Below are 23,070 nucleotides of genomic sequence, written 5' to 3'. Positions count from 1 at the left end.
CGGGCGGGGTCCCTCAAGCGTAGTCCTTCACTTCCACGATCTCGGATCCCAGCGCCTCGTTCAGCTGCCGCTTGATCGCCGCGCGGCGATCGTTGGTCCGGTAGACCGAGCGGGCCAGCGCGATGAACTCCTCGTCGAACGCAGCGTGCTGCTCCTTGATGCGGATGGCATCCTCGATGTCCCACAGCGCCTCGTTCACCTGTCGCAACTCATCGCAGAGGTTTGCGAGCGCCGGCGTGTCCACCCCCTGATTAGCGAGCAAGGCGCTCAGCAAAGCCAGCTCGTGCGCGGCCAGGGCACGCTTGTCCGGATTGCTGATCCGCTCGGTCTTGATCTTGAGGATCGAGATCTTGTCGAGCAATTCACCCATCGATACCGGCGCGAGGATCGCGTGTCGAACCTGCTGTCCATTCAACATTCAAAAGTCTCCTGTACGAAAGCGCACATGTAGCGTAGCAAATGGAGCTATAGTTGCGTAAAAAGCCGACTAGATAGGAAGCAACGATAGCCATCATTTGGCAACTAACGTCGAAATGTTGGAATGGTTACACGAAATAACCCCAATTTACGTGGAACAGATAGTGGTGCCCCCACGTTCAAGGGCGTGTCTGTAGCTAGACCATAGGAGCCCAAGATGTTTGCCACTCGCTTGGCCCGACTGCTCTCCATATTGATAACCTCGACCGCCTCGGTGGTTCTGCCGGCGCCGATCGTCAGTCCCGCGACGGTCGCCCAGGAAGCGAGCTGCTTTGTCGGTGTCGACTTTGCCGCCATGTCGCACGATCAACTGGCGGCGGTAGTGACTGAGGCGGTGCAGGGCATGCCGCCCGGCACGTCAGACGCCGATATCGTTGCGGCTATCGGCTCTCAGATCGGGGCGAACGCTGCCGGCTGCAGCCCGGAACAGCTCGCCGCCGTCGCCCAGAACGTCGCAGCCGTGCTGGAAGAACTGGGCATCACTGTCAACGGCAACATGGCTCAGCTGCTCCTGGTCGCGATGGTCACGCCAGCACCACCGATCCTACAGGGGCCGGGTGTCTCTACCGTCGCTTCCGTCTACTGATCAGCACTGGCGACCACGACGATGAGTTCACGCAGACTTCAGGCGCTGGTCGCCAGTTTTACGACCCAGACGCTGGCGTCGCCCAAGGCGCCGGCGCCCACACCTCCCCTGTCGGCGGACCTGCCGGCGGGCATATCGCAGCAGCTGGCTGACGCGGCTTTCGCTCAGGGCCAGTGGCAGCAGGCGTGGGGATACTTCTTCTCCGCGCTGCAGTCTGGCGAGGCGGTGGTCGACATCGCCCACTGCCTGCTGTTCGGCGGCCGCTGCGCCCTCTACCTCGGCGACTACAACACCGCGCAAGTGCTGCTCTCCGACTACGTGGACCGCTTCCCCACCGATCCCGAGGCGTTGTTCTATCTGGGCAAAGCCTATCAGGGTGCGCATCGCGATTTCGAGGCGCTGGCGTCCTTCAACGCCGCCGCGCTGGTCGGCGCCGGCAAGCCCAAATACCTGGCCGCGGTTGCGCAGGCGGCGCACAGCCTCGCCTTCCAGGGCTTCGGCTACGCGTCCGACACCATGCCGGCCACCTATCTCGCAGTGGCACACGCGGCCCTCGACGCCGCTCTCGCCAAGGACCCGAACCATCTCGAGACGCAGACGACATCGATGCTGCTGTCGCTCGATACCGGCGACATCGACAAGGCGCTCGCGACAGCCCGCAGCATCGTCGAGAACGAGAGCAAGCATGGCGCCGAGCGGGTAGGGGCCGCCACCACCAGTCTGGCCCTCGCCCTCACGCGCGGCGGCGATCTCGCCCGGCTCGAAGAGCTTCCGTACCTCAAGACCTATCCCGCCGGCCGTCGCCTGCTCGGGCGGGCGCGCGGATTGCACGCGGCGAGCCAACCACATCCGTCCCCTGCATCCCTCCGCGCCGTCGTCCACGACCCCAGGGCCGATCGCTGGACCCTCGAAGCCCTTGGCGCCCCGAAACTGCCCTGGCCCCGCGCCCGCCATACAGTCGGCCGGGCGGCCGAGACGATCTCCATCGATTGCGATCTGGCTGTCCCAGTCCATTACCAAAGCCGCGGTGAACTGGCTGGCTTGGCCATGCGCCTCCATCGGCTGCCCTCGCACTTTGCCGGCCTCGTTGTCTTCGCGGCATCTGCGATCCCCGGCAATCGCGATCCGCAGGCGGTGTCGAGCATCCTTCTCCGCAAGGCGGCCTGGGATGAGTTGGTGACGCTGCACCCGCATGCCGACCGGCAGGCGCTGGTGGCCGCCGCCCTCCAACGCCTGCGGCTCTACGCGGTGCCCAGTACGACGAGCATTGCCGCCCTCGACTGGCCCCAGGCTGCGGCTTCTGCTGCCGCGCCGCGCGTCGTCGTGCTGTCGCGCCACGGGCCGCGCCTCGTTGGTGGAGGCGAGCAGTTCCTCCGCATCGCCGGCCTGACATACGCCGCCGAGCAGGGCGCCGACGTGTTCTTCGCCGGCCTGACGACCGATTGGAGCGAAGCCGTCACGCAGTGGCCGGGCGCCGGAACCGGCTTCACCGAAGGCTTCGTCTATGACGACGCCGACGCCTTCCGTGCCTTCTGCCTCGCCAACGGCGTCACCGCGGTCCACGTCATCTCGGGCCTCGGTGAGTTCGTGCTCGACGCCACCGCCGGGCTCGATATCCGCCTGATCTATGGTGTCCATTTCTGGCGCGAGTTCATCCCCGCCCGGGTTCTCAGTCGCCCGTATTATCCCAATGTCAGCCTCGATGACGCCAAGCCCTTGCCAGCGATGGAGGATCTGCTGGCCCGCGGCGATTATCTCTACGTCAATTCCGACTTCTGCGCCGATATCGCCCGCAAGGCCTACGCCTGGTCGCCGCCGGTGATCTACTCAGTTCCCGTCGACGAAACCGGCGCCGAGCTGTCCGACCTCTCGCAGCCGGCCGTTTGGCCGCGCGACTTCGTGCTGCTGGTGAACGCTCGCGCAGACAAGGGCTGGCATCTCTTCCTCGATATCGCCGAACGCCTGCCGGAGCAGGGCTTCGTCGCCATCGCCAGCCAGTCCGACCGCCAGGCGGCCCTCGCCGAGGTGCAGCGCCGCGGCCTGCACAATGTGCGCGTCATCGATCGCACCGACCGCATGGACGAATTCTATCGCGCCGCCCGCGTCGTCGCCGTCCCCAGCTTCACCTTCGTCGAGACCTTCTCCCGCGTTGTTATCGAGGCGGGCCGGCTCGCGCGCCCGGTGCTGATGGCCGATAGCGGCAACCTCGCCTATCTCGGCGCGGGCACCAGCCTGGTGCTACCCAACGATCCTAAGGTCTGGGCAGCACGCATCGCGCAACTCGCCTCCGACGCCGCGGCTTACGATCAGGCGGTCGCCGAAGTCGTCGGCATCGCCGAGCGGCACTCCGCCGATGCCCTCATCGACAAGCTCCGCACCATGCCGCTCCGCGCCGACCGCCCACGGGCGCTCGTCTGCGTCGGCTCCGGCATCGGCAACATCTGCCACACCAGCCCGATGATCCGCCACCTCTCGGGCTATCTCGGTGCGCCGGTCGATGTGCTGGTAGCCGGCGATTTTCCAGGCAGCGCCGCGGCGATGGCCGGATCACGCTACGTCGGGCAGGTGTTCGAACGCTTCGCCCATGTCGAGCAGCGCCCCTACGACGTCGTCCTCGTTACCCACTGTTTCGGCACACTGATCCCCGCCTTCAACGCGCCGCGCGTGCTGTCGAGCCGCGATTTCATGCAGTTCGACCCGGCCGGCTCATTGCACGAGGCCGAGTTCAATCTCGCCTTCCTCGAGGCGGCAATCGGCCTCGGCTACGCCCCCGAGGATCGGCTGAACTACTTCTTCGGCGGGCTCGATGACGTCGTCGTCCGAGCGGCCACCCGCCGCAAGCCGCGCATCGCGCTGCATGCCGGCTCGAAAGGCGGCATCTGGGCCGCCAAGCGCTGGCCCGGCTTCGCCCAGTTGGCTGGTGAGCTCACGCGCGCCGGCGCCGATGTCATCAGCGTCGGTGTCGCCAGCGAGTATGTCGAGGGCACCCTCGACAAGACTGACCTCAGCATCGCCCGCATGGCCGAGGAACTCAGCGCCTGCGACGCGCTCGTCACCAATGACAGCGGCGTCATGAACGTCGCCAATGCCCTTGGCCTGCCCATCGTCGCGATCTTCGGCCCCACCAACCCGGTAACGCGCGGACCGCTGAAATCGGCGGTCCGCATCCTCGCGCCACCGACCGAGTGCGCTCCCTGCGAAGCCGATCCGCGCTACAAGTCCCGCTTCGACGAAGGCGCCTGCCGCTGCATCTCGCTCATTGGCACGCCCCAGGTCATCTCGGCCCTGCGCGAACTCAACGTGTTGCGCCGAACCCGCCGGCACAGCACCCGCCGAGCGGCCTGACGGAGCGCGCGGTGGATTTCGCCATTACCCGCAGGCAGAAGGCGCGCCTCCAGGACATCCCTACGCCCTGGGGCACGCTGATCGGCGTCAAGGCCGATCGCATCACCCGCACCATCCTCGCCGACGGCCAGTACGAGTGGGCCGAGACGGCCATCGTCGCGCAACTGCTGCGCGCCGGGGCGACCGCCATCGATGTCGGCGCCAATATCGGCTACTACACCGCACTGTTCCGCTGCCTGGTCGGCCCGCGCGGCGCAGTCCATGCCTTCGAGGCCAACCCCTTCACGGCCGCTCTCCTGAAGCTCGGCATGGCCCGCAATGGCTGGCACGATATCGTCATCAACGCCAAGGCGCTGGGAGATGCCGCGGGCACCCTGCAAGTGCGGCAGATGGACCTCGACCTGGCCCTGACCGATGACGCCCTCAATCTCGGTGGCTGGTCGCTGCACGAGGCCACGTCCGGCGCGTGGGAGATCCCCGTACTGCCGCTGGATCAGTACGTCCGCGACCACCACATCGAGAAGGTGCATTTCCTCAAGGCCGATGTCGAGGGCTTCGAGCTGAAGGTACTGCAGGGCGCCAAGACCGTCGTCCGCAAGCTCAGGCCCTACATCATGTTCGAGATGCGCGCGCCCGTCACGGCCGACCGCCTGCGGTGCGAGCAGATGGTGGAGCACCTCGAGCACGACGGTTACGTCTGCTGCCGCATCGTCAAGCGGCCGTTCCCGCACTTCCGGATCCTCGCCCGATCAGACCTCGAGGAGGAGCGGTTCCACTTCAACCTGCTGGCCATGCCGGCCGCCCGCTACCGCGAGTTCTTCGCCAGCGTCGCCGGCCGCATCATCGAGACGCCGGCCTGACGCGCGGCACCGCACGACTAGGCTGCGAAACGGCTCACGACGTCGGTGACTGTGATGGCGTTGGCCAGCCCCTCGACACAGATGAGGTCTGCGACGAGCCTCCCGATCGCGATCCGCTGCGTCTCCGAGCCAACCTCTCCGGTCAGCATGACCGTCCCATCGAAGACGTGCACGCGGATGTCCCCGGCCGGCACGAACGGATCGCTCCAGAGGGCTTCGGTCACCCGGCAGGCAATGTTGTCGTCGATGCGAAGGTTACGCATGGGTCGCTCTTTCAGTTGGTCGTTGCGTTCTTGTTCGGCAGCCCCAGTGCGTAGTCGACTGGAGCACGCCACCACTCGCGCTCCCGCACCAGGCGGAAACCAAGGTTGTCCGGAGGAGCGCCGATGGTGCAGCCGCCGCCCTGCGCGTCGCGGACGAAGACGTTCATGGGGGTGCGGTGCCTGCCTTCGAGGAGGCGGACGCCGCACGAGTCGAGATATGTGAGCGTTTCGTCGGCCGGACCCAATGTCGTGCGGCTGCCGCACGTCGCCGTCCATTCCCACACGGTTTTCGCCAGGTCGGCGACGCCATACTCATTCTCGCCGAACGCTCCGATGGGGCTGGGGGTGGCGAGGGCATTCGCGCCGAGCTTGGCTTCGCGCTCGTAGAAGGCGAGCCAGCGTTCGGCAGGGTCCTTGGCATCGGTTTCGACATCGAGCGCATGGTCTCGCGCCTTGCTGCCCGCGGCGAACGCCCATTCTCCGATCGTGGGCAGGCGCCAGGTCTGGCCGGTCTTTTCGCTGAGCCACTTGGCATACTCATTGGCGTCGTTGAAGCTGACACCTGTGACCGGAACGTCGACCAGACCCCGCCGGCGCGGCTCCGCCTTCTGGCAAGCCCCGTCGGCAACGCACCGGTCATAGTCCGACGCGCTGACTTGGTATTTCATGATCTCCATTGGTGCCGGGGCGCCAACGCTGACGAGGGGGCCGTCGACCGTGGCCGTGCCGCGCACGAACTCCCCGGGCGCCCGGTAGGTGTAGGGCCGGGGGGCAATTGTCACTGTAACTGGAGCTAGGCTCGGGGTCGTCACGACCGGAAGCTGAATAGCGCCAGTCTGCATAGCGATCGTCGCCAGAAGTCCAGCAAGCAGGACGATGGGCACCAGCAGTGCCGTCTTGTCTTGGTGCGCGACTGTGTGCGTCATGATTGCACCTTCTGAGAATGCGGTGGCCCGTGCATGTCGGGCCACCGCCGTTTCGGACGCTTAGCCGTCGATCGGCGTCGGCGCCTGAACCTGGGTCATCAGGTCGTCGTTCCACTCGCCACCAACCTTGAAGTGGGCGGTGGCGCCGAGTTCGACGGCCTCGATGAGGTTGTGGTTGACGTAGGCGTAGACCCCCGGCTGTAGGAACGTGTAGAGCGCTGCGCCAGCACAGCCCCCGGGGATGTGCCAGGTCTCGAGGTCGACCTGGGGCGCGTTGTTGAACTTGCCGGTAGCCCAGACATGGTCGCCGTGTCCGCCGATCAGGTGCGGGCGAGTGTCCCGGTTTGCCTGCGAATGGATGATGAGCACCGTCTCGCCGACATTGGCGGTCATGGCATTCTCGCCAGTCAGCGCACCCACGGCGCCGTTGAACACTTCGTGCGTCGGCGTCAGGGTCTTCATGACCTCGAGCATGTCGGCGTATCCGTCGCCGGCCGACTCGTAGGTCTTGAAGTTGCCGTCCGCGTCCTTCGGAACGTAGAAGTCCTGCTCGCCGACATAGTACACGTAGTCGTACTTGAGCGGCTTGCCGGCGCCGTCCTTCAGTCCGTCACGCGGCAGCACCATGATGGCGCCGTTCATGCCCGACACGACGTGCCACGGGATCATCGGGCCGCCCGGTGCGCAGTGGTAGACAAAGACGCCGGGGCGCGTGGCCTTGAAGCGCAGCTTCACCTGTTCGCCGGGGTTGATGAGCGTGAGCCCGCCACCGCCGAGCGCGCCCGTCGCCGCGTGGAAGTCGATGTTGTGCTGCATCGTGTTGGTGTCGGGGTTGACCAGTGTCAGCTCGACGTAGTCGTCTTGGTGCACCACCATCAGCGGACCGGGGACCGAGCCGTTGAAGGTCATGGCCGGGACGGTCGTGCCATACTCGTCGATGACGAGCTGCTTTTCCTCGATGACCAACTGGAACTCCACGACCTGGGGTCCGCCGACCGCGATCTGGTCGTGAGCGTGGACGAACGGTGGCTTCAGCAGCTCCACCCGCTTGCGCGGCAGGGCCGCCAGGTCAGGGGCAGGGCCGGTCGTCACTCCGGCTTCCTCAGCCTGGGCCGGCACCGAAGCAAGCACTGCACCGAATACGCCGGCAAACGCGGCGGCGCCGAGCAGCGTGCGGCGCGATACTTCTACTTTGTCCTGGCCGTCCATCTTAAGTCTCCACGGTTGACGCGCACCAGTGCGCCCGGTTCGACCGTGGATTAGGCCCGCCGCAGACCCTCTTCTTTGATCCGCCTCAAATTGCTGCTGCGACCTTTTGTACAGCGGCAGAAGTCGTCTGTTTGATCTTCGTCAAAGAGAACTTGTCGGCAACGGAGGAAATGGCCGCGAAAGGACATGAAGACCGTGTCCTCGTTTTACGGAGAACCACTATGCGTACCCTCAAGACCCTGGCCGCCGCCGCGCTGCTGGTCCTCGCTGCCGCTCCGGCGATGGCCGCTAACTTCGAAGTCCACATGCTGAACAAGGGCGAGACCGGGGCGATGGTCTTCGAGCCGGCCCTGACCAAGGTTGCAGTGGGTGACACCGTTACCTTCATCCCCACCGACAAGGGACACAACGCCGAAGCGATCAAGGACCTGCTGCCCGCCGGCGCAGAGCCCTTCAAGGGCGCGATGGGCAAGGAGCTCGTCGTCACCTTCACCGCGCCCGGGGCGTATGGCGTCAAATGCGCACCGCATGTCGGCATGGGCATGGTGGCCCTGGTTGTCGTCGGCGATGCTCCCGTCGATGTAGAGGCCATCAAGGCGGCGAAGCTGCCCAAGAAGGCGCAGGAGCGCATGACGGCCATCACCGATCAGCTCGCCCTTTAGGACGCGCTTAAGAGGCGGACCCACGTGGTCCGCCTCCAATTTTCCGGCGAGATCCCGCAATGCTGAGTGATGCGGCTGGCTGGGGCGAGCTCGCCACAGCGATGACGGTCTTTCTTCTGACGCACGCGATCCCAGCGCGTCCGGCGCTACGTGGCCGCCTCGTCACTCTTCTGGGGCGTCGAGCCTACCTGATCGCGTACAGCACCGTTTCGCTCCTGGCCCTCGCATGGGTCATCGGCGCCGCTGCCAATGCGCCCTACCTCGAGTTGTGGCCGCGGGCGGACTGGCAGAGCTTGGTGCCGGCGATCGGGATGTTGCTCGCGTCAGTCCTGGCGGTCTTTGCGCTCACCATGCCCAATCCGCTCTCGCTGGGAGCGAGAAGGGGCTTTGATCCGGACCATCCCGGAGTGGCCGGCTTCGTCCGCCATCCGCTCCTCTGGGCCATGCTGATCTGGTCGATTTCGCACATGTTCCCGAATGGCGATCTCTCACACGTCATGATGTTCGGGCTGTTTGCGCTGCTGTCGGCGGCCGGGATGATGATGTTCGATCGGCGGTCGCGTAGGACGCTTGGCGATGCCGCTTGGCGGCAGCTTGCCAAGAAAACCTCCAACATCCCGCTAGCGAGCCTTGCGAAGGGGTGGCGCCCGAGACTGTCACCGACCACTGGGCTGCGGTTCGGCGCAGGATTGGTCCTCTATGGCATACTGGTCGTCTGCCATGGAGTGATTGCCGGCCTGCCGCTGCTATAGCCGACCAGTTTGATGCTGCGCAAAGAGCGCGGCCCGACGGCTGGCTATGGAACTCAGGTCCATCTGGGTGACCGCAAATGAGCACCAGCGAAACCGGCTTGGATCCTGGCCTTTGCGATACCTTGCGCGACGTCCTGGATCCTGAGATCGGCCTTAACATCGTCGATCTCGGCTTGGTCATCGAGGCCCACCGGTCTTCTGACGCTATCGGTGTGAAGCTCACTCTGACCAGCCGGGCATGCCCCCTCGGGGAGCTGGTCATCACAGAAGTGCGCGAGCGGATAGCCTCAACCTATCCCACAGTTGCCCAGGTGGACATCGACCTCGTCTGGGACCCGATCTGGACTCCCGACCTCATCACCGACCGCGGCTTCGAGCTACTGGGCCGCACCCGAACAAGGACCCTGATCTGATGTGCTCAGACTGCCAAACGACCGATACCGTCATCGATGTTCGCCAGATAGCGCCCCGCATGCGCCACCCGCTCATCTTCTCGACCTTCGAGAACCTGGGCGGCGGTGAGTGCTTCCGCATCGTCAACGACCACGACCCGAAGCCGCTCTTCTACCAGTTCAGCGCGGAATACCCCGGCATCTTCGAATGGACCTATGAGCAAAACGGCCCCGACGTCTGGCAGGTCCGCATCGATCGGCTCGTTGCCTAGGGGGCTCACGAGCTGGTTCAGGGTCGCGCGGAGGGGTGGCTTCCGCGCGGCCCTGCTTGGCCTGGCCGCGGCGTCGATGGTGCTTGCACTATACGGTGGCCTGGCTCGGCTGGGCGTGCCGTTGCCGCAGCTCGCCCGCCTCGAGAGCTTGCACGGACCGCTCATGATCTGCGGCGTGTTCGGGACGCTCATTTCGCTGGAACGCGCCGTGGCTATCGGCCTTACGTGGCCCTACACGGCGCCGGCATGCTTCGGCCTCGCTGCACTGCTGATGATTTCGGGTTGGTCGCTGGAGGCGGCGGCCGTGCTGACGGTCGTTGCCGCGGCGGCCTTCCTGGCGGCATCGAACTGGATCGTCTTCCGCCAGCCGGCGCTCTTCACAGCGGTGCTGCTAGTTGGAGCCGCAATGCTGTTCATTGGCTGCACGTTGTGGCTGTCGGGGATGGAGGTGAGGGCTCTCGTCGGATGGTGGCTAGGGTTCCTGGTCTGCACCATTGGAGCCGAACGTCTGGAACTCAGCCGCATCATGCGGCCCGGAACGGCTTCCAAGTGCCTGTTCGGCGGGATCGTTGCACTCATTGTAATCGGTGCCGCTCTGGGATTGGACAGTGAATACGGCGCTGGCGTTCTGGGAGCCGGCTTGCTGGGCACAGCGCTCTGGCTCGCTCGCTATGACGTAGCGACGAGGACCATCCGGATGAGCGGCCAATCTCGCTTCATGGCCGCCGCCATGCTGGCCGGCTACCTCTGGGTTGCCGTGTCGGGCCTCGTGCTTCTCCTAACGCCGGGGGCCGCCTTCGCCTACGATCTCACACTTCATGCCCTCTTGATCGGCTTCGTGTTGTCGATGGTCTTCGGGCACGCACTGATCATCTTCCCGGCGGTTACCGGCGTGGTGCTGAAGTATAGCCGGGCTCTCTATGTGCCTCTGGCGTTGTTGCACCTTTCGGTGCTCGTTCGGGTCCTCGGCGATCTCCTTGAACTATGGGATGTCAGGCTGGCGAGCGGCCCCGTCACCGCTGTTGCGCTGGTCCTCTTCGCAGCGACCACGGCGACCGGACGTAAGGCTCCTGCCCAGCGGACCGCCTCCCGGTGACCACACCCGCGAGGATGGCGGCAGCAACAGGGCTCGACTACCATCGCAGGAGAGGCAGGTTGCCCCACAGGAGCCGACGCCGGTGACCAGACTCAAGACGCATGCAGAGGAACACTACGTCGGCCGGGTCGGATGGCTGCGTGCCGCCGTGCTGGGCGCGAACGACGGTATCGTGTCGACAGCAAGTCTCGTGATTGGGGTGGCCGCGGCGTCGGCGGACCGGGGGGCGATCCTGGTGGCGGGTGTTGCCGGGCTCGTCGCCGGCGCCATGTCGATGGCGGCGGGTGAGTACGTGTCGGTCAGCTCGCAGTCGGATACGGAGGCAGCCAGCCTTGCCAAGGAGAAATCGGAGCTCGCCAACGAGCCCGAGTCCGAGCATGCCGAACTGACCGCCATCTACGTCGCGCGAGGGCTCGACGGAGCGCTCGCCGGTCAGGTTGCCACGCAGCTCATGGCCAAGGATGCCCTGGGTGCCCACGCGCGTGACGAACTGGGCCTGTCGGAGGTCTCCACCGCTCGCCCGGTGCAAGCCGCGCTTACCTCAGCGGTCACCTTCGCGGTCGGCGCGGCGCTCCCGTTGCTGGCGGTCCTGGTGTCGCCGAGCAACTGGATGATCTGGATCGTTGCGCTCGCGTCTCTGGTGTTCCTGGGCGCCCTTGGCGCGGTGGGGGCCAGCGCGGGCGGGGCTTCGCCCCGGAAGCCGACCGTCCGCGTAGTGTTCTGGGGCGCGCTGGCGATGCTGATCACCGCCGCCATAGGCGCATTGTTCGGCACGGTCGCCTAGCCGGTGGTCCGCCATCAGCGCGGGGCGGGTGTCCAACGGTCGATGTCAGGGGAGCGCGCATCGGCCTCGCGCTCTGCGAACAGCGCCTCGAGACCCTGAGTTGCGGCGACTTCGCTGCCACGCTCGCGGCCCAGCACCATCAGGGCAGTTGCCCAGGCGTCGGCATGCATCGCGGTTGCGGCCCGCACCGTTACCGAAGCGGGGCCATGGCTGACGGGGACGCGCTGACGCGGGGCCATGGTGTGACCGAAGCAAACACCATCGCGCTCGACGAAGTGGCGGTAATCGCCGGATGTGGCGAGTGCCGCATCCGCGATTTCGATCACGCCGGCGCCTCTGCGGTGCCCGAATTCCGGGCTTTCGACCACTACCCGCCACGCCGATCCGTCGGGTTTCACTTGCCCAGCGCGGAGTTCGCCGTCGATCGAGACAAGGTAGCTCGCGATGTCGAGCCGCTCGAGCACGCGAGTCATTTCGTCGACCCCGTAGCCCTTTGCGATGGCGGAGAGGTCCAAGGTGACTTGTGCGTGCTTGCGCACCCGCTCGCCCCCTTCATCGAGCTCCAGGGCGAGGTGGGCAGGCACATGCTGGGCAGCGCCTGCCGCGGCAATGGCGCGGCGATCGGTCGTGCCCGCGGCGGCGCCAAAGCCCCAGGCAGTGACCAGGTCACCCACGCCAATGTCGAAGGCACCGTCGGACAATCGGCCTACCTCCAGCGCTGCGGCCAGAACGGTGGCAAGCTCCTTCGGCAGGTCCATCCATGTGCCGACCGCTGCACGGTTGAGCCGCATCAGGTCCGATTGCGGCTTCCAGGTGGACATCTGGCCGTCGACCGTGTCCACGGCCTTTTGAAGGGCGGCGTGCACCCCGGAAAGGTCGAGCGTCATGGGGGCGAAGAATACGGCCGAGTAGCGGGTGCCCATGGTCGGCCCGCTGATGACGCGGCGAACGAGATCAGTACGCATCTTCGAGGTAGCGTCCCTTGCGCTTGAGGGCGTCGACGGAGAGCCCGAGGGGTTCGAGGCAGGTATCGATCGTGTCGCGTACCCCAGTCGCCATCTCGCGGCCGCCGCAAACCATGATCTGCGCCCCACGCCTCACCAGCTCCTGAATGGCGGCGGCTTCGCTGAGCAGCCGGTCCTGCACATAGCCGCCGCCAAGCACACGCGAGAACGCGGTGGTGAGGGAGGCGAGGCGACCGTCCGCCAAGGCCTCCTGGAACTCGTGGTGGTAGAGGAAATCGGAGGCTGGATGGCGAGCGCCATAGAACAAGTGCACGGGGCGGCGCCTCCCGCCGCGAACAAAGCCGGCGAGCGGCGCAACGCCGGCGCCGGCACCGATGAGGATCAGCGGCCGCCGCGTCCGGTCGGGACGAAAATCCGGATTGGGGCGGATGAAGGCCTCGACGGCGTCACCGGGGGCAATGGCGTGCAGGTATTCCGAGCACAAACCGCCCGCCTGCTTGCGCACGCAGATCTCGAGCACCCCATCCTGCGAGGAACTGGCGAGAGAGTAGTAGCGTGGCACGTCGCTACCCGGCGCCAGGATGCCGACAAGGTCTCCGGCCTCGAAATGCGGCTTTGTCAGCCCGCCGAGCCAGTTCGGAAGGCCGGGACGAAGGTCGGGCATCGTGAAGCGCAGGAGCGCCACGGGAGCCTGGACTTCGACACCATAGAGCGAGCGCTCCTCGAGGATGAAGCTCCTGGTCTGCGGCCGTGACGGCACATGGGAGAGGGAAAGCTCGACACCGAGGCGCTCACCCAGGATGTGACCCCAGGCGGCGAAATCAGCAGGCGATTGGCGGTCTATGCCATAGACCGGAAGGAGGGGCTCGAGCCCCCGAGCGGTGAGCACGGCTTCAACCTCGGATGCAAAGGCACAGAACTGAGGGAAGCTCTGGTCGCCGAAGCCGAGTACGGCGAAGGCAGGCCGCGAGGCCAGCGCCTTGACCCGGCCAAGGAACTGGCGTGCCGAGGCTGGCGCCGCACCATCGCCATAGGTGGCGGTAAGGACGAGCAGGTGGCTCGCCTTGGGATAGCTGCGGCGGAGGTCGCTCATCGCGGCGAGGTGCACGCGGTGGCCAGAGACGCTCAGCGCTTCGTGCAGGTTCGCCGCAAACCCCCACGTGCTGCCCGATTCGCTGCCGACGAGGATGACGGTGTCGGCTTCGCGCGCAGGTGTGTTGCCCGTAAGGCGAGGGGTGGTTCGGTGACGCAGCCACCAGATGGTCGAACCGGTGATCGCCAGGGCGGGGGCCGCGAGAGCGCCCACACCAAGGAGTATGGCCAGCACCCAGGCACCTTGACCGGTGTGAAGCGTGTAGACGAGTTCGTAGACTTGCTGCCAGACGCTGTTGGGCGTGAACGACAGCATCGCGCCCGTTGCCTGATCGACGTAGCCCTGTCCCGCGCCGGTGGTGACCGTAAAGACGTCGCTCGGATCGTCCGCGGCGGGGAAGACCAGTTCGCGCAGGTCGCTCAAGCGAACGCTCGCCAGCCCCGGAAGCGAGGCAATTGGGGCTGGCGTCGTGCCGTCACCGGTGGGCGCGAAGGAGAACGCCGAGTCCGAGCTTGGCACGAGTTCGAAATAGACCGCCGACATGTAGATGCCGGTCGTCGCAGTGAGGATCAATGCCGTGACAGCGGCGCGGGCAAGGTTCGTATGCAACCGTTGCGAGCCAGTGCCGCGCGCTGACCCAAAGAGCTGGCGCCAGCCCCCCATTTTGCGCAGCAGCAATCCGATGCCGCTCACCGAAAGGATGAGAATGGCAAGCGAGGCCACGCCCGCCGCACCGTGCCCAGCCCAATCGAGGAACAGCGAGCGATGGAGCTCGGTGATGAAGGTGAAGAATGCGGAAGGGGCAAAGGCGCCGATGACTTCGCCGCTATTCGGATCGACGATTTCAGCTTTGTGGGCCGCACCATCGAGCGCGTAGGCGACGAGCTGACCGGAAGCCGAACGCACGAGGCGCTCCACACCGGGAACCTGTTCGGCAACGCGCCCCGCCACATCGGCAACGCTCAGCGTCCCACCCGCAGGAGCAGTCGTTGCCGCATCGAGCAGCGGCTGGATTGACAGCGCAAAGCCGGTAACGGCCATGAAGATGACGAGAGCGACACCGGCCAGGCCGGCCCAGGCGTGGAAGCGGCGCATGGGACTGAACTACATGCTGACGGAGAGCTTGCTGACATAGCCGCTGCCGTCGATCGTCGCCGGTGTCGATGTCACCTGGATCATGGCATCATCGGCGTATTCGCCGCCGTTTTCGACCGCCGTATCGACGTGGATCTGATAGCCGGCATCGATGAGCGCGTCGGCGAGATCGGCATGGACCGTCAGGGTCTCGCCACCGCCGACGCTGGCGCCGGTGATGCCGTCGAGGTTGATCGAGCCAGCTTGGGACACACCTTGGACCCAGCCGCGCAAGGTGCCGTAGTACTTGGTCTTGTGGCCGGAAACCCAGAGCGTCGAATGATAGGCGCCTGCCGGATCGGTGAGGTAGACGGCGACATAGGCAGCGTGGCCCGAATAGCGGACCATCTGGGCCTCGATCGTCACGTCCTTGGCGAGTGCCCACCCGGGCGCCACCAGGGCCGTGGCCAACATCAGCATCGCAGCAAGCTTCTTCATCTGCCAATCTCCATTCGGTCGATGTCAGCGGTTCCACCACACCAAGCTGACGTCAGCCTGAAGCGAGGCCGGATTCTTCGTCAGGCTGGCGTAAGGTTCAGGGCCCATGGGCGAGTCAAAGGAGCTCGGAGCGAAGTGAGAGTGCTGTTGGTGGAGGACGACCACGTGCTGGGTGCGGCGATCCGCGACCATGTGCTGTCGGCCGGCCATGCCGTCGACTGGGTTCAGCGGATCGATGACTCGCGGTTGGCGCTGGCCGGCGTCTCATACGAACTGGTGCTGCTCGATCTCGGCCTGCCCGATGGCCGCGGGCTCGACCTGTTGCGTGAGCTCAGGGCAGCCGGAAATGCGGTGCCGGTGATCATCACAACAGCCCAGGACCAGGTGGCAGTGCGTGTGGAGGGGCTTAATGCGGGTGCCGACGACTACCTGGTGAAGCCCTTCGACCTTGCGGAGATGAGCGCCCGGATCGCCGCGGTGGCCCGCCGCTATGGGGGCAATCCGAGCCCGAAGGTCACCTCAGCCGGCGTCACCGTCGACCTTGCTCATCGCACCGCCAGCACCAATGGGCGGGCCATAAGCCTCACGGCCCGCGAGTGGGCAGTGGTCGAGCGGCTGCTGTCGCGGCAGGGTGCAATCGTGACAAAGGCGGAGATCGAGAATTCGCTCTACGCGTTCGGCGCAGAGATCGAAAGCAACGCCGTGGAGGTCTATGTCAGCCGGCTGCGAAAGAAGCTGGGGCGTGAGTTCGTCCAGACCGTCCGCGGCCTCGGCTACCAGGTCCTCAAATGAAGCGTCGCCCTTCGATAGCCGTGCGACTCGCACTTGGGCTAAGCGCCGGCATGGCCCTGCTGTGGGTCGGGGCCGCTGCTATCTCCGTCGCGGTGATGCAGCACGAGCTGAACGAGGCCTACGACGACAGCCTGCGACAGAGTGCGCTGCGCCTGCTGCCGCTCGCCGTGCATGATCTGAAGGAGCGCGACCACGGGCAAAAGCGTCTGGTCGTTGGCGCTGATGGAGAGGACGGCGATGGGGACGAGGACGATTACGCCCGCAATGGCGTTCCTCATGACGCAAGCTTCACCTACTACATCCGTGACGAGGCCGGCCAACTTGTCCTGCGTGATGAACACGCGCCCGAGACTATCGACGTCGATGCATCGCAGGAGGGCTTTGGAGCGCTCAATGGGCAGCGGACTTTCGCGCTTGATGATCCTCGCTCCGGCTATTCAATCGTAATCATCGAGCTGAGCGATCGCCGTCTTACGGCCCTCAGAGACAGCGTGGTGGCACTCGGCCTTCCTCTCCTCGCTCTGATCCCGCTGATCGCTGGCGGTGTGTGGTTCTCCATGCGGCTTGCGCTTCGACCGCTGGAAGCACTGCGCCGCGACATCGCGCAACGCGACAGCCGCAATCTCGCGCCACTGCACTCGGACGGCCACCCGGCAGAGCTAGCCCCCATTGCTGATGCCGTGGCCGCTTTGCTGGAGAGGCTGAAATCCGCGCTGGATTCCGAACGCGCCTTCGCAGCCCGTAGCGCCCACGAGCTGCGGACCCCCATCGCCGGTGCGCTGGCCCAGACCCAGCAGCTCGCCGACGAGCTCGCCGGCCGACCTGGCGCCGAGCGTGTCCAGAAGATCGAGAGTGCCCTGAAGCGCCTGTCTCAGCTTTCGGAGAAGCTGCTCCAGCTCGCCCGCATCGAAGCGGGTTTTGCCAGAACCAGCGACGAAACCGACCAACTGCCGGTGCTGAGGATGCTCGTCCGGGATATCAACGCCAGCACTGCCTGGCGCGACCGAGTGGAGCTTGAGGCGGACGAAGCCCCAAGCCTGCCCGCAGCTATTGATGCCGACGCCCTCGCAATCGTTGTCCGGAACCTCATTGAGAATGGCTTGAAGCACGGTGATGCAACAACGCCGGTCCGCGTCGTGATCACCGCCGACGGCATCCTGCGCATCCAGAACGAGGCCTCTGCGCTGGCGCCTGACGACCTCAAGCGGCTGGGCCAGCCGTTCGTTCGCGGTGACACGCTTGCTGAGGGCAGCGGCCTCGGCCTGTCGATCGCACGCGGCATACTCGAACAGGCGGGCGGGCGGCTGACCCTCATCTCGCCGATCGCCGGACGAGACAGCGGTTTCGAGGCCCTGGTGGACCTGCCGCGGCGGGGGAAGTCCCTACGCTGAGGATGAGGTTGCTGGTCCCAGTCCGCTTCGTTCTGTGTCCAGACCTGACCAGCGACCGGAATCAACCTCCAGGCCAATGCCCAGGAGATCGATCGCGCGGGCCGCCGTTGCCTCTACGATATCATCCACCGACTTGGGACGGCGGTAGAATGCCGGAACCGGCGGCGCAATGATGGCGCCCATTTCTGTCGCCGCGAGCATCGCGCGAAGGTGCCCCAGATGCAAAGGGGTCTCGCGCGTCAGGAGGACAAGCCGGCGCCTCTCCTTGAGGTGCACATCGGCCGCCCGCACCAGCAGATTGTCCGAGAGGCTCGACACGATGGCGCCCAGCGTGCGCATCGAGCACGGAGCGACGATCATTCCGCTGGTGCGAAATGATCCGCTCGCAATTGTCGCTCCGATGGCGTCGATAGGGTGAACCACGTCCGCGACTTCGCGGAGCGCGTGGATCACTCCGGGGCCGACCTCGTGCTCGAGGGTCACCTCGGCCGACCTGGATACGACTAGGTGCGTTTCCACGCCCTCGGCCGCGGCAAGCAGCTGCAGAACGCGAACGCCAAGGACTGCACCCGAGGCCCCGGAAATGGCGACTACGATGCGGTGTGTCATCTGGATTCCTTCTGAGGCCCGAGGCCGAGTTCGCTCCAGAAGCCATCGACCCGCCGAATGACATCTTCGCTCATGGCGAGCGGCTTTCCCCATTCGCGGCTGGTTTCTGGGCCCAGTTTGTTGGTTGCGTCGAGGCCCAGCTTGCCTCCCAGCCCCGGTTGGGGCGAGGCAAAGTCCAGGTAGTCGATGGGAGTGTTGTCGACCACCACGGTGTCGCGCGATGCATCGAACCGGGTCGACAGGGCCCAGATGACATCGTGCCAATTCCGAACGTCGATGTCGGGATCTACAACGATGATCAGCTTTGTGTAGGTGAACTGGGGCAGGGCCGACCACAGGCCCATCATCACGCGTCTCGCCTGGCCGGGGTAACGTTTGTCGATGGACACGACCATCGCCCGGTAGGAACAGGCCTCCGGCGGCAGATGCAGGTCCCGGATTTCGGGGAACTGCCGTCGGACGATCGGGAGGAAGAGCTCTGTCATGGCTTCGCCGAGCACTGACGGTTCGTCCGGCGGGCGTCCCGTAAAGGTCGAAAGATAGATGGGGGAGGTGCGGCTCGTGATCGCCGAGACCCGCATCACCGGGAAGCGCTCGACCGAGTTGTAGTAGCCGGTGTGGTCCCCGTAGGGCCCCTCCTCGGCGACGTCATCGGGCGAGATATGTCCCTCGATGACGATCTCAGCGCTCGCGGGGATGGGAAGGTCCACCGTCAGTCCGGTGCCAACCTTCAGCCGTTCTCCCCGCAAGACGCCTGAGAACGAGAGTTCGCTCATGCCGTCGGGAAGGGGCATCACGGCGGAGAGTATGGTTGCCGGATCCGCGCCGATGACGACCGCGATCGGCATGTCGAGCCCCTTCCTCTTCCACAGGGTGTGGTGGCGGGCGCCGCCGCGATGCGCGAGCCATCGGACGATCGATCGGTCCCGATCCAGAACCTGCATGCGGTAGATGCCGACGTTGATGTCAGCAGGGTCGTCGGGGGAACGGGTGATCACGAGCGGCCAGGTGACTAGTGGTGCGGGCTCCCCGGGCCAGCACCACTGGATCGGCAGGCTCGACAGATCTACCTCGTCGCCGAGCTGCCGCTGTTCGTGACAGCGGAGGCGGACGACCTTCTTCGTTCCCATCGCGAGGCCGGCCTTCAGCGCCGACAGCTTCTCCAATGCGGAACTCAAGCCGCGCGGCGGCTCTGGATTGCGCAGGAAAGCCAGCGTCTGCGCCAGCTCACCTATCCCTTCGGTGCCGACGCCGAGTCCAAGGGCTATGCGCTCCCGCGTCCCAAACAGATTGACCAGGACAGGAATGCTGCCGATGGTCCCGGCCGCGGAAACGGGCCGCTCGAAGAGGAGTGCCGGTCCACCTGCGGCAAGGACACGGCGATGGATCTCGGTGATCTCGTGGACCACTGAAGTGGGGTGACCGATACGTTTCAGCAGACCGAGCGACTCGAGACTCGAAACGAAGCTGGCCAAATCTCGGTCGGTTTTCATGGAGCTGCGAGCTAGCGCGACATCATCCACTCGTCTTTGCGCTACCTCAAAATTCCTGGCGCAAGTTGCGATACGCCGGAAGAACGAGAGCAGGAGTCGAGATGAGCAGTCTTCCTATGAGCGTCACTTCCATGCGTACGACCAAGGTGATCGAAACCAGACGCCCCCGTTGCCCAACGGCATCTGAGCTACAGGATTGGGTCAGCCTTCCCGGGCTGGTGGACGATGTTGCGTCGCCGGAGCCAGAGCAAGTCCTTGCCAGCGCGATGCGCCTCGAGGCTATCTCCCGCCGGCACCCGACATGGCTCGATGCCTATCAGGCTACCTTGGCCTGCGTGGCTCGCCTCGCGCAGGGAAATACGAGGCAACTCCTGCTCGCAGCTGTCCTGCGGCTCGACCTGTCCCCGGCGCGACGGCGTGAACTCGAGGCTTTGGCGAACTGAAGCGGTGCGTCTTTGCGCTAGCGCAAAATCCTCTTCCGCGCTTGCGAGTAGCCTGCAGCACCAATTCGAGTGCTCAGATGACCTTGCCGCCCGTCATTCCCAACATGCTCAAGCCGATACCTGTTCCAGTAGTGGAGCAGGCGGGCCAACTGGCCTTTGCTCGCGTCATCGATCGCCATCCAGGGCTATTGGATCGTCTGGGAGAGTTCAGCGCCAAGACCTATTGTTTCGCGCCCACCGATGTCCCCTTCGAGTTCGCCGTCACGCCCCGCTTGGCGAGGGTCCGGGCGGCGCATCGGGGCCGCATCCTGCGGTACGACGCGAAGATCTCCGGTCCGGTGGCGCTCCTGCTCGCCCTGGCCGAGGGCCGTCTCGACGGAGACGCTGAGTTCTTTGGCCGGCAGATCTCGATCGACGGGGACATGGAAGCGGTGCTGGCGCTGCGCAACGCCGTCGAGAACGACGCCGTGGACTTCGTCCGCGACTTCGCGCCCGCACGCGGTCCCCTGCAGGTGCCGGTGCACAGGGTGCTGGATCGCCTGCGGACGCACCTGCTTGCTCGGGAGGAGCGGCGGTGGAACTGATCTGTCCGGCAGGAACACCCGCCGCTTTTCGCGACGCGATCGAGGCCGGTGCCGACGCGATCTATTGCGGCTTTCGCAACGAAACCAATGCGAGGAACTTCCCGGGGCTCAACTTCTCGCCAAACGAACTCGCCGAGGCAATCGAGCTTGCCGACATCCGAGGGGTAAAGACCCTCGTGGCGATCAACACCTTCATGCGGGCCGGCGCCGAGGAGATCTGGACCAAGGCGGTCGATGGCGCGGTGCGGGCCGGAGCGCATGCCATCATCCTGGCCGACCTCGGCCTGTTGGCCTACGCCGCGGAGAAATACCCGGAGCAGCGACTGCACCTTTCGGTTCAGGCCGCCGCCTGCAACGCGGAGTATATCGACTTCCTGGTCGCAGCGTTCCGCATCAAGCGGGCGGTACTTCCGCGGGTGCTGACAATTGCCGAGGTGGCAGCCATAACACGCAAGGTCCGGTGCGAAACCGAGGTGTTCGTCTTTGGTGGGCTGTGCGTGATGGAGGAGGGGCGTTGCTCGCTCTCGTCGTACGCGACCAGCAAGTCGCCGAACATGCATGGCGTGTGTTCCCCTGCCAGCCACGTGCGATATCGCGAGGCCGGCGGCGACATGGTGTCGGAGCTTGGCGCCTTCACCATCAATCTGTTCCGGCAGGGCGAACCGGCCGGCTATCCGACCCTGTGCAAAGGTCGGTTCGTCGTCGACGGGGCGGACGGCTACATCTTCGAGGATCCTGTGAGCCTCGACATCTTGTCCCACCTCGATGAGTTGCGAGACGCGGGCGTCGCAGCGCTGAAGATCGAGGGCCGACAACGCGGCCGCGCCTATGTCTCCCAGGTCGTTTCGGAAATCCGAAAGGCGATGGCGCAAACGGGTTCGGTTGAACCCGAAGCCAGCAGCCAGCGTCTGCGCCGATTGAGCGAGGGTCAGCGCACCACCACGGGGTCATACGACAAGCGATGGAGATGACGACTTTGAGGCGGGCCGCGCCCACTCTCACGCTCGGACCCGTGCTGTTCCTGTGGGAGCCGGCAACGTGGCGGGACTTCTACTTCCGCATCGCCGATGAGGCCGACGTGGATACGGTGGTCGTCGGCGAGGTCGTCTGCTCCAAGCGCTCCCACTTCCACGATGCGCTCATCGGCCAGGTCGTGGATCGCCTCGAGGCAGGCGGGAAGCAGGTCAGGTTGGCCTCTCTGGCTCTGGTGACGCTCGAACGTGAACTCCAGGCGTCACGCCGCCTTGCCCGGCAGAGCCTCGAAGTGGAGGTATCGGAACTCAGTGCTCACGCCGCAATGGCTGGCAAACCACACGCCGTAAGTCCGCTGGTCAACGTGTATAACGCCGCAACGGCGAAGGTGCTGGCTGCAAGGGGGGCGACCTCGATTTGCCTGCCTCCGGAACTGCCGGCCAGCTCGATCGGGGCCATCGTCGCGGGGGCACCCGACACCCGCTTCGAGGTCTTCGCGTTCGGCCGGGTGCCGCTGGCGATCTCGGCGCGATGTGCCCATGCCCGGGTCAAAGGCAACACCAAGGACAACTGCAAGTTCGTCTGCGGTGAAGAGCCCGATGGCCTCGCCGTCGATACCCTCGATGGCCAGCACTTCTTGGCGCTAAACGGCGTGCAAACTATGTCCAGTACCGTCCAGTGCCTCATCACCGATATGCCCGAGCTAATGGCCGCTGGCGTTTCAAGCCTGCGTCTCTCCCCGCAAGTCTGCGACATGGCCGGGGTCGCCGCGACGTTCCGCCAGGTCGTCGGGGGTCGGATGGACCCCAACGACGGCCTTTTGCGGCTGCGCGACATTCACTCCGGCGCCGAGTTTTCAAACGGATTCCTTCACGGCTTGCCCGGGCATCTGCTGACGCTGCCCGGGCTTCCGCTCGGCGCTTGATCCTCGTCAAATCGCCTCTGCGCGTGATGTGCAATCTGCAGCTGCCGATCAAACAGGAGCTGTCGATGAAGCGCACCCCGATCACCATTGCCTTGGCCTTCCTCAGTCTGGCCAGCATTGGCCCGGCCGCTGCGCATGTCTCGCTGGAAGTGCCTAGTGCCGCCGTGGGATCGATCTACAAGGCAGTGCTTCGCATCCCTCACGGCTGCGAGGGCAAAGCGACCACGGCCATCAAGGTTAGCATCCCCGAGGGCTTCATCAATGTGAAGCCGATGCCAAAGGCCGGCTGGGAGCTGCAGACCGTGGTGTCGCCCTACCAGGGAAGTTACGAGCTCCACGGCAACACGCTGACCGGAGGCGTCATCGAAGTGGTCTGGTCCGGCGGCGAATTGCCCGATGCCTACTACGATGAGTTCGTGTTCCGGGGCACGGTGGCAGCGACGGTGCCGGAAGGTACGACGTTCTACTTCCCGACGGTGCAGCTTTGCGATGGCGCCGAAGAAGCATGGATCGACGTGACGGGGGCCGAGGATGCCGAGATGCCAGCGCCTAGCCTTGAGCTTGGCCCGGCCGAGGCCACACACTGAAAGCTGGCGACCAATGCGTG

At 65.4% G+C, this 23,070-nt stretch carries 24 protein-coding genes; 15 read left to right on the top strand and 9 right to left on the bottom strand.

All coding sequences use genetic code 11. The features are described from left to right. Positions 1–13: 13 nt before the first annotated feature. On the bottom strand, positions 14–418 hold the full coding sequence (locus AC1DYL_RS05340; protein ID WP_477157559.1) for a DUF6165 family protein: 405 nt from the start codon (positions 416–418) through the stop codon (positions 14–16). Between the two features lie 216 nt (positions 419–634). Between AC1DYL_RS05340 and AC1DYL_RS05335 the strand changes: the two genes are divergently transcribed. From AC1DYL_RS05335 to AC1DYL_RS05325, 3 genes are read left to right on the top strand one after another with little or no spacing between them, the layout of a single operon-like run. After that, positions 635–1,063 (top strand): hypothetical protein, encoded by a 429-nt coding sequence (locus AC1DYL_RS05335; protein WP_477172318.1) that lies wholly within the window; start codon positions 635–637, stop codon positions 1,061–1,063. Positions 1,064–1,084: 21 nt separating this feature from the next. Next, positions 1,085–4,408 carry a glycosyltransferase family 9 protein gene (locus tag AC1DYL_RS05330; protein ID WP_477172317.1) on the top strand — a complete coding sequence of 1,108 codons (3,324 nt, stop codon included), beginning with the start codon at positions 1,085–1,087 and terminating at the stop codon, positions 4,406–4,408. An 11-nt stretch (positions 4,409–4,419) separates the two neighbouring features. Then, positions 4,420–5,268, top strand: coding sequence for an FkbM family methyltransferase (locus tag AC1DYL_RS05325; protein ID WP_477151064.1), 849 nt, complete (start codon positions 4,420–4,422; stop codon positions 5,266–5,268). Between the two features lie 17 nt (positions 5,269–5,285). Here AC1DYL_RS05325 and AC1DYL_RS05320 read toward each other — a convergent pair whose 3' ends face one another. The 3 genes from AC1DYL_RS05320 to nirK are packed head-to-tail and all read right to left on the bottom strand — an operon-like array spanning position 5,286 to position 7,666. Next, on the bottom strand, positions 5,286–5,531 hold the full coding sequence (locus AC1DYL_RS05320; RefSeq protein ID WP_477172316.1) for a BON domain-containing protein: 246 nt from the start codon (positions 5,529–5,531) through the stop codon (positions 5,286–5,288). 11 nt (positions 5,532–5,542) lie between these two features. Next, positions 5,543–6,457: an SUMF1/EgtB/PvdO family nonheme iron enzyme gene (locus AC1DYL_RS05315; RefSeq protein ID WP_477172315.1), complete on the bottom strand. Its 915-nt coding sequence runs from the start codon at positions 6,455–6,457 to the stop codon at positions 5,543–5,545. Positions 6,458–6,517: 60 nt separating this feature from the next. Beyond that, positions 6,518–7,666, bottom strand: a complete 1,149-nt coding sequence (gene nirK / locus AC1DYL_RS05310) for a copper-containing nitrite reductase (RefSeq protein WP_477151061.1) — start codon at positions 7,664–7,666, stop codon at positions 6,518–6,520. Positions 7,667–7,887: 221 nt separating this feature from the next. Here nirK and AC1DYL_RS05305 point away from each other — a divergent pair, with 221 nt between their 5' ends. From AC1DYL_RS05305 to AC1DYL_RS05280, 6 genes are all read left to right on the top strand, one after another. Further along, the gene (locus tag AC1DYL_RS05305) at positions 7,888–8,328 is read left to right on the top strand and encodes a pseudoazurin (protein WP_477172314.1); all 441 of its coding nucleotides are present in this window, start codon (positions 7,888–7,890) and stop codon (positions 8,326–8,328) included. Positions 8,329–8,387: 59 nt separating this feature from the next. After that, positions 8,388–9,080 (top strand): NnrU family protein, encoded by a 693-nt coding sequence (locus AC1DYL_RS05300; protein ID WP_477172313.1) that lies wholly within the window; start codon positions 8,388–8,390, stop codon positions 9,078–9,080. A 77-nt stretch (positions 9,081–9,157) separates the two neighbouring features. Next, positions 9,158–9,493, top strand: coding sequence for a metal-sulfur cluster assembly factor (locus tag AC1DYL_RS05295; RefSeq protein ID WP_477172312.1), 336 nt, complete (start codon positions 9,158–9,160; stop codon positions 9,491–9,493). Next, entirely contained in the window at positions 9,493–9,744 is a 252-nt protein-coding gene (locus AC1DYL_RS05290; RefSeq protein ID WP_056002175.1) for a DUF2249 domain-containing protein, read from the top strand. Before AC1DYL_RS05295 ends, AC1DYL_RS05290 begins: the two co-directional genes overlap by 1 nt. A gap of 76 nt (positions 9,745–9,820) precedes the next feature. Beyond that, the gene (locus tag AC1DYL_RS05285) at positions 9,821–10,840 is read left to right on the top strand and encodes a hypothetical protein (protein ID WP_477172311.1); all 1,020 of its coding nucleotides are present in this window, start codon (positions 9,821–9,823) and stop codon (positions 10,838–10,840) included. Positions 10,841–10,922: 82 nt separating this feature from the next. Continuing rightward, positions 10,923–11,624 (top strand): VIT1/CCC1 transporter family protein, encoded by a 702-nt coding sequence (locus AC1DYL_RS05280; RefSeq protein ID WP_477172310.1) that lies wholly within the window; start codon positions 10,923–10,925, stop codon positions 11,622–11,624. A gap of 14 nt (positions 11,625–11,638) precedes the next feature. Here the strand turns inward: AC1DYL_RS05280 and AC1DYL_RS05275 are convergent, their stop codons facing one another. From AC1DYL_RS05275 to AC1DYL_RS05265, 3 genes are read right to left on the bottom strand one after another with little or no spacing between them, the layout of a single operon-like run. Beyond that, entirely contained in the window at positions 11,639–12,589 is a 951-nt protein-coding gene (locus AC1DYL_RS05275; protein WP_477172309.1) for an FAD:protein FMN transferase, read from the bottom strand. After that, positions 12,579–14,777, bottom strand: coding sequence for a PepSY domain-containing protein (locus AC1DYL_RS05270; protein ID WP_477172308.1), 2,199 nt, complete (start codon positions 14,775–14,777; stop codon positions 12,579–12,581). The genes AC1DYL_RS05275 and AC1DYL_RS05270 overlap by 11 nt, the downstream gene beginning before the upstream one ends. A gap of 9 nt (positions 14,778–14,786) precedes the next feature. Then, the gene (locus tag AC1DYL_RS05265) at positions 14,787–15,254 is read right to left on the bottom strand and encodes a DUF2271 domain-containing protein (protein ID WP_477151053.1); all 468 of its coding nucleotides are present in this window, start codon (positions 15,252–15,254) and stop codon (positions 14,787–14,789) included. A 135-nt stretch (positions 15,255–15,389) separates the two neighbouring features. Here AC1DYL_RS05265 and AC1DYL_RS05260 point away from each other — a divergent pair, with 135 nt between their 5' ends. After that, the gene (locus tag AC1DYL_RS05260; protein WP_477172307.1) at positions 15,390–16,046 is read left to right on the top strand and encodes a response regulator transcription factor; all 657 of its coding nucleotides are present in this window, start codon (positions 15,390–15,392) and stop codon (positions 16,044–16,046) included. A 50-nt stretch (positions 16,047–16,096) separates the two neighbouring features. After that, positions 16,097–17,437 carry a sensor histidine kinase gene (locus AC1DYL_RS05255; RefSeq protein WP_477172306.1) on the top strand — a complete coding sequence of 447 codons (1,341 nt, stop codon included), beginning with the start codon at positions 16,097–16,099 and terminating at the stop codon, positions 17,435–17,437. Here the strand turns inward: AC1DYL_RS05255 and AC1DYL_RS05250 are convergent. Together AC1DYL_RS05250 and AC1DYL_RS05245 are read right to left on the bottom strand one after the other, a co-directional pair. Further along, a complete protein-coding gene (locus tag AC1DYL_RS05250; RefSeq protein ID WP_477172305.1) occupies positions 17,429–18,046 on the bottom strand; it encodes a UbiX family flavin prenyltransferase in 618 nt (205 codons plus the stop codon). The two genes, AC1DYL_RS05255 and AC1DYL_RS05250, sit on opposite strands and share 9 nt — an antisense overlap. After that, positions 18,043–19,539 carry a UbiD family decarboxylase gene (locus AC1DYL_RS05245; RefSeq protein ID WP_477172425.1) on the bottom strand — a complete coding sequence of 499 codons (1,497 nt, stop codon included), beginning with the start codon at positions 19,537–19,539 and terminating at the stop codon, positions 18,043–18,045. The genes AC1DYL_RS05250 and AC1DYL_RS05245 overlap by 4 nt, the downstream gene beginning before the upstream one ends. A 520-nt stretch (positions 19,540–20,059) precedes the next feature. Here AC1DYL_RS05245 and ubiT point away from each other — a divergent pair. From ubiT to AC1DYL_RS05225, 4 genes are all read left to right on the top strand, one after another. Continuing rightward, positions 20,060–20,566 (top strand): ubiquinone anaerobic biosynthesis accessory factor UbiT, encoded by a 507-nt coding sequence (ubiT, locus tag AC1DYL_RS05240; RefSeq protein WP_477172304.1) that lies wholly within the window; start codon positions 20,060–20,062, stop codon positions 20,564–20,566. Continuing rightward, the gene (ubiU, locus tag AC1DYL_RS05235) at positions 20,557–21,537 is read left to right on the top strand and encodes a ubiquinone anaerobic biosynthesis protein UbiU (protein WP_477172303.1); all 981 of its coding nucleotides are present in this window, start codon (positions 20,557–20,559) and stop codon (positions 21,535–21,537) included. Before ubiT ends, ubiU begins: the two co-directional genes overlap by 10 nt. Then, entirely contained in the window at positions 21,534–22,463 is a 930-nt protein-coding gene (gene ubiV / locus AC1DYL_RS05230) for a ubiquinone anaerobic biosynthesis protein UbiV (protein WP_477172424.1), read from the top strand. Before ubiU ends, ubiV begins: the two co-directional genes overlap by 4 nt. Before the next feature lie 65 nt (positions 22,464–22,528). After that, the gene (locus AC1DYL_RS05225; RefSeq protein WP_477172302.1) at positions 22,529–23,050 is read left to right on the top strand and encodes a YcnI family copper-binding membrane protein; all 522 of its coding nucleotides are present in this window, start codon (positions 22,529–22,531) and stop codon (positions 23,048–23,050) included. Positions 23,051–23,070 lie beyond the last annotated feature (20 nt).

The sequence above is a fragment of the Devosia sp. P1_H9 genome (genome assembly GCF_056405135.1).
The sequence above is the reverse complement of the archived record's forward strand: the minus strand, read 5'-3'. Positions and strand labels throughout refer to the sequence as shown.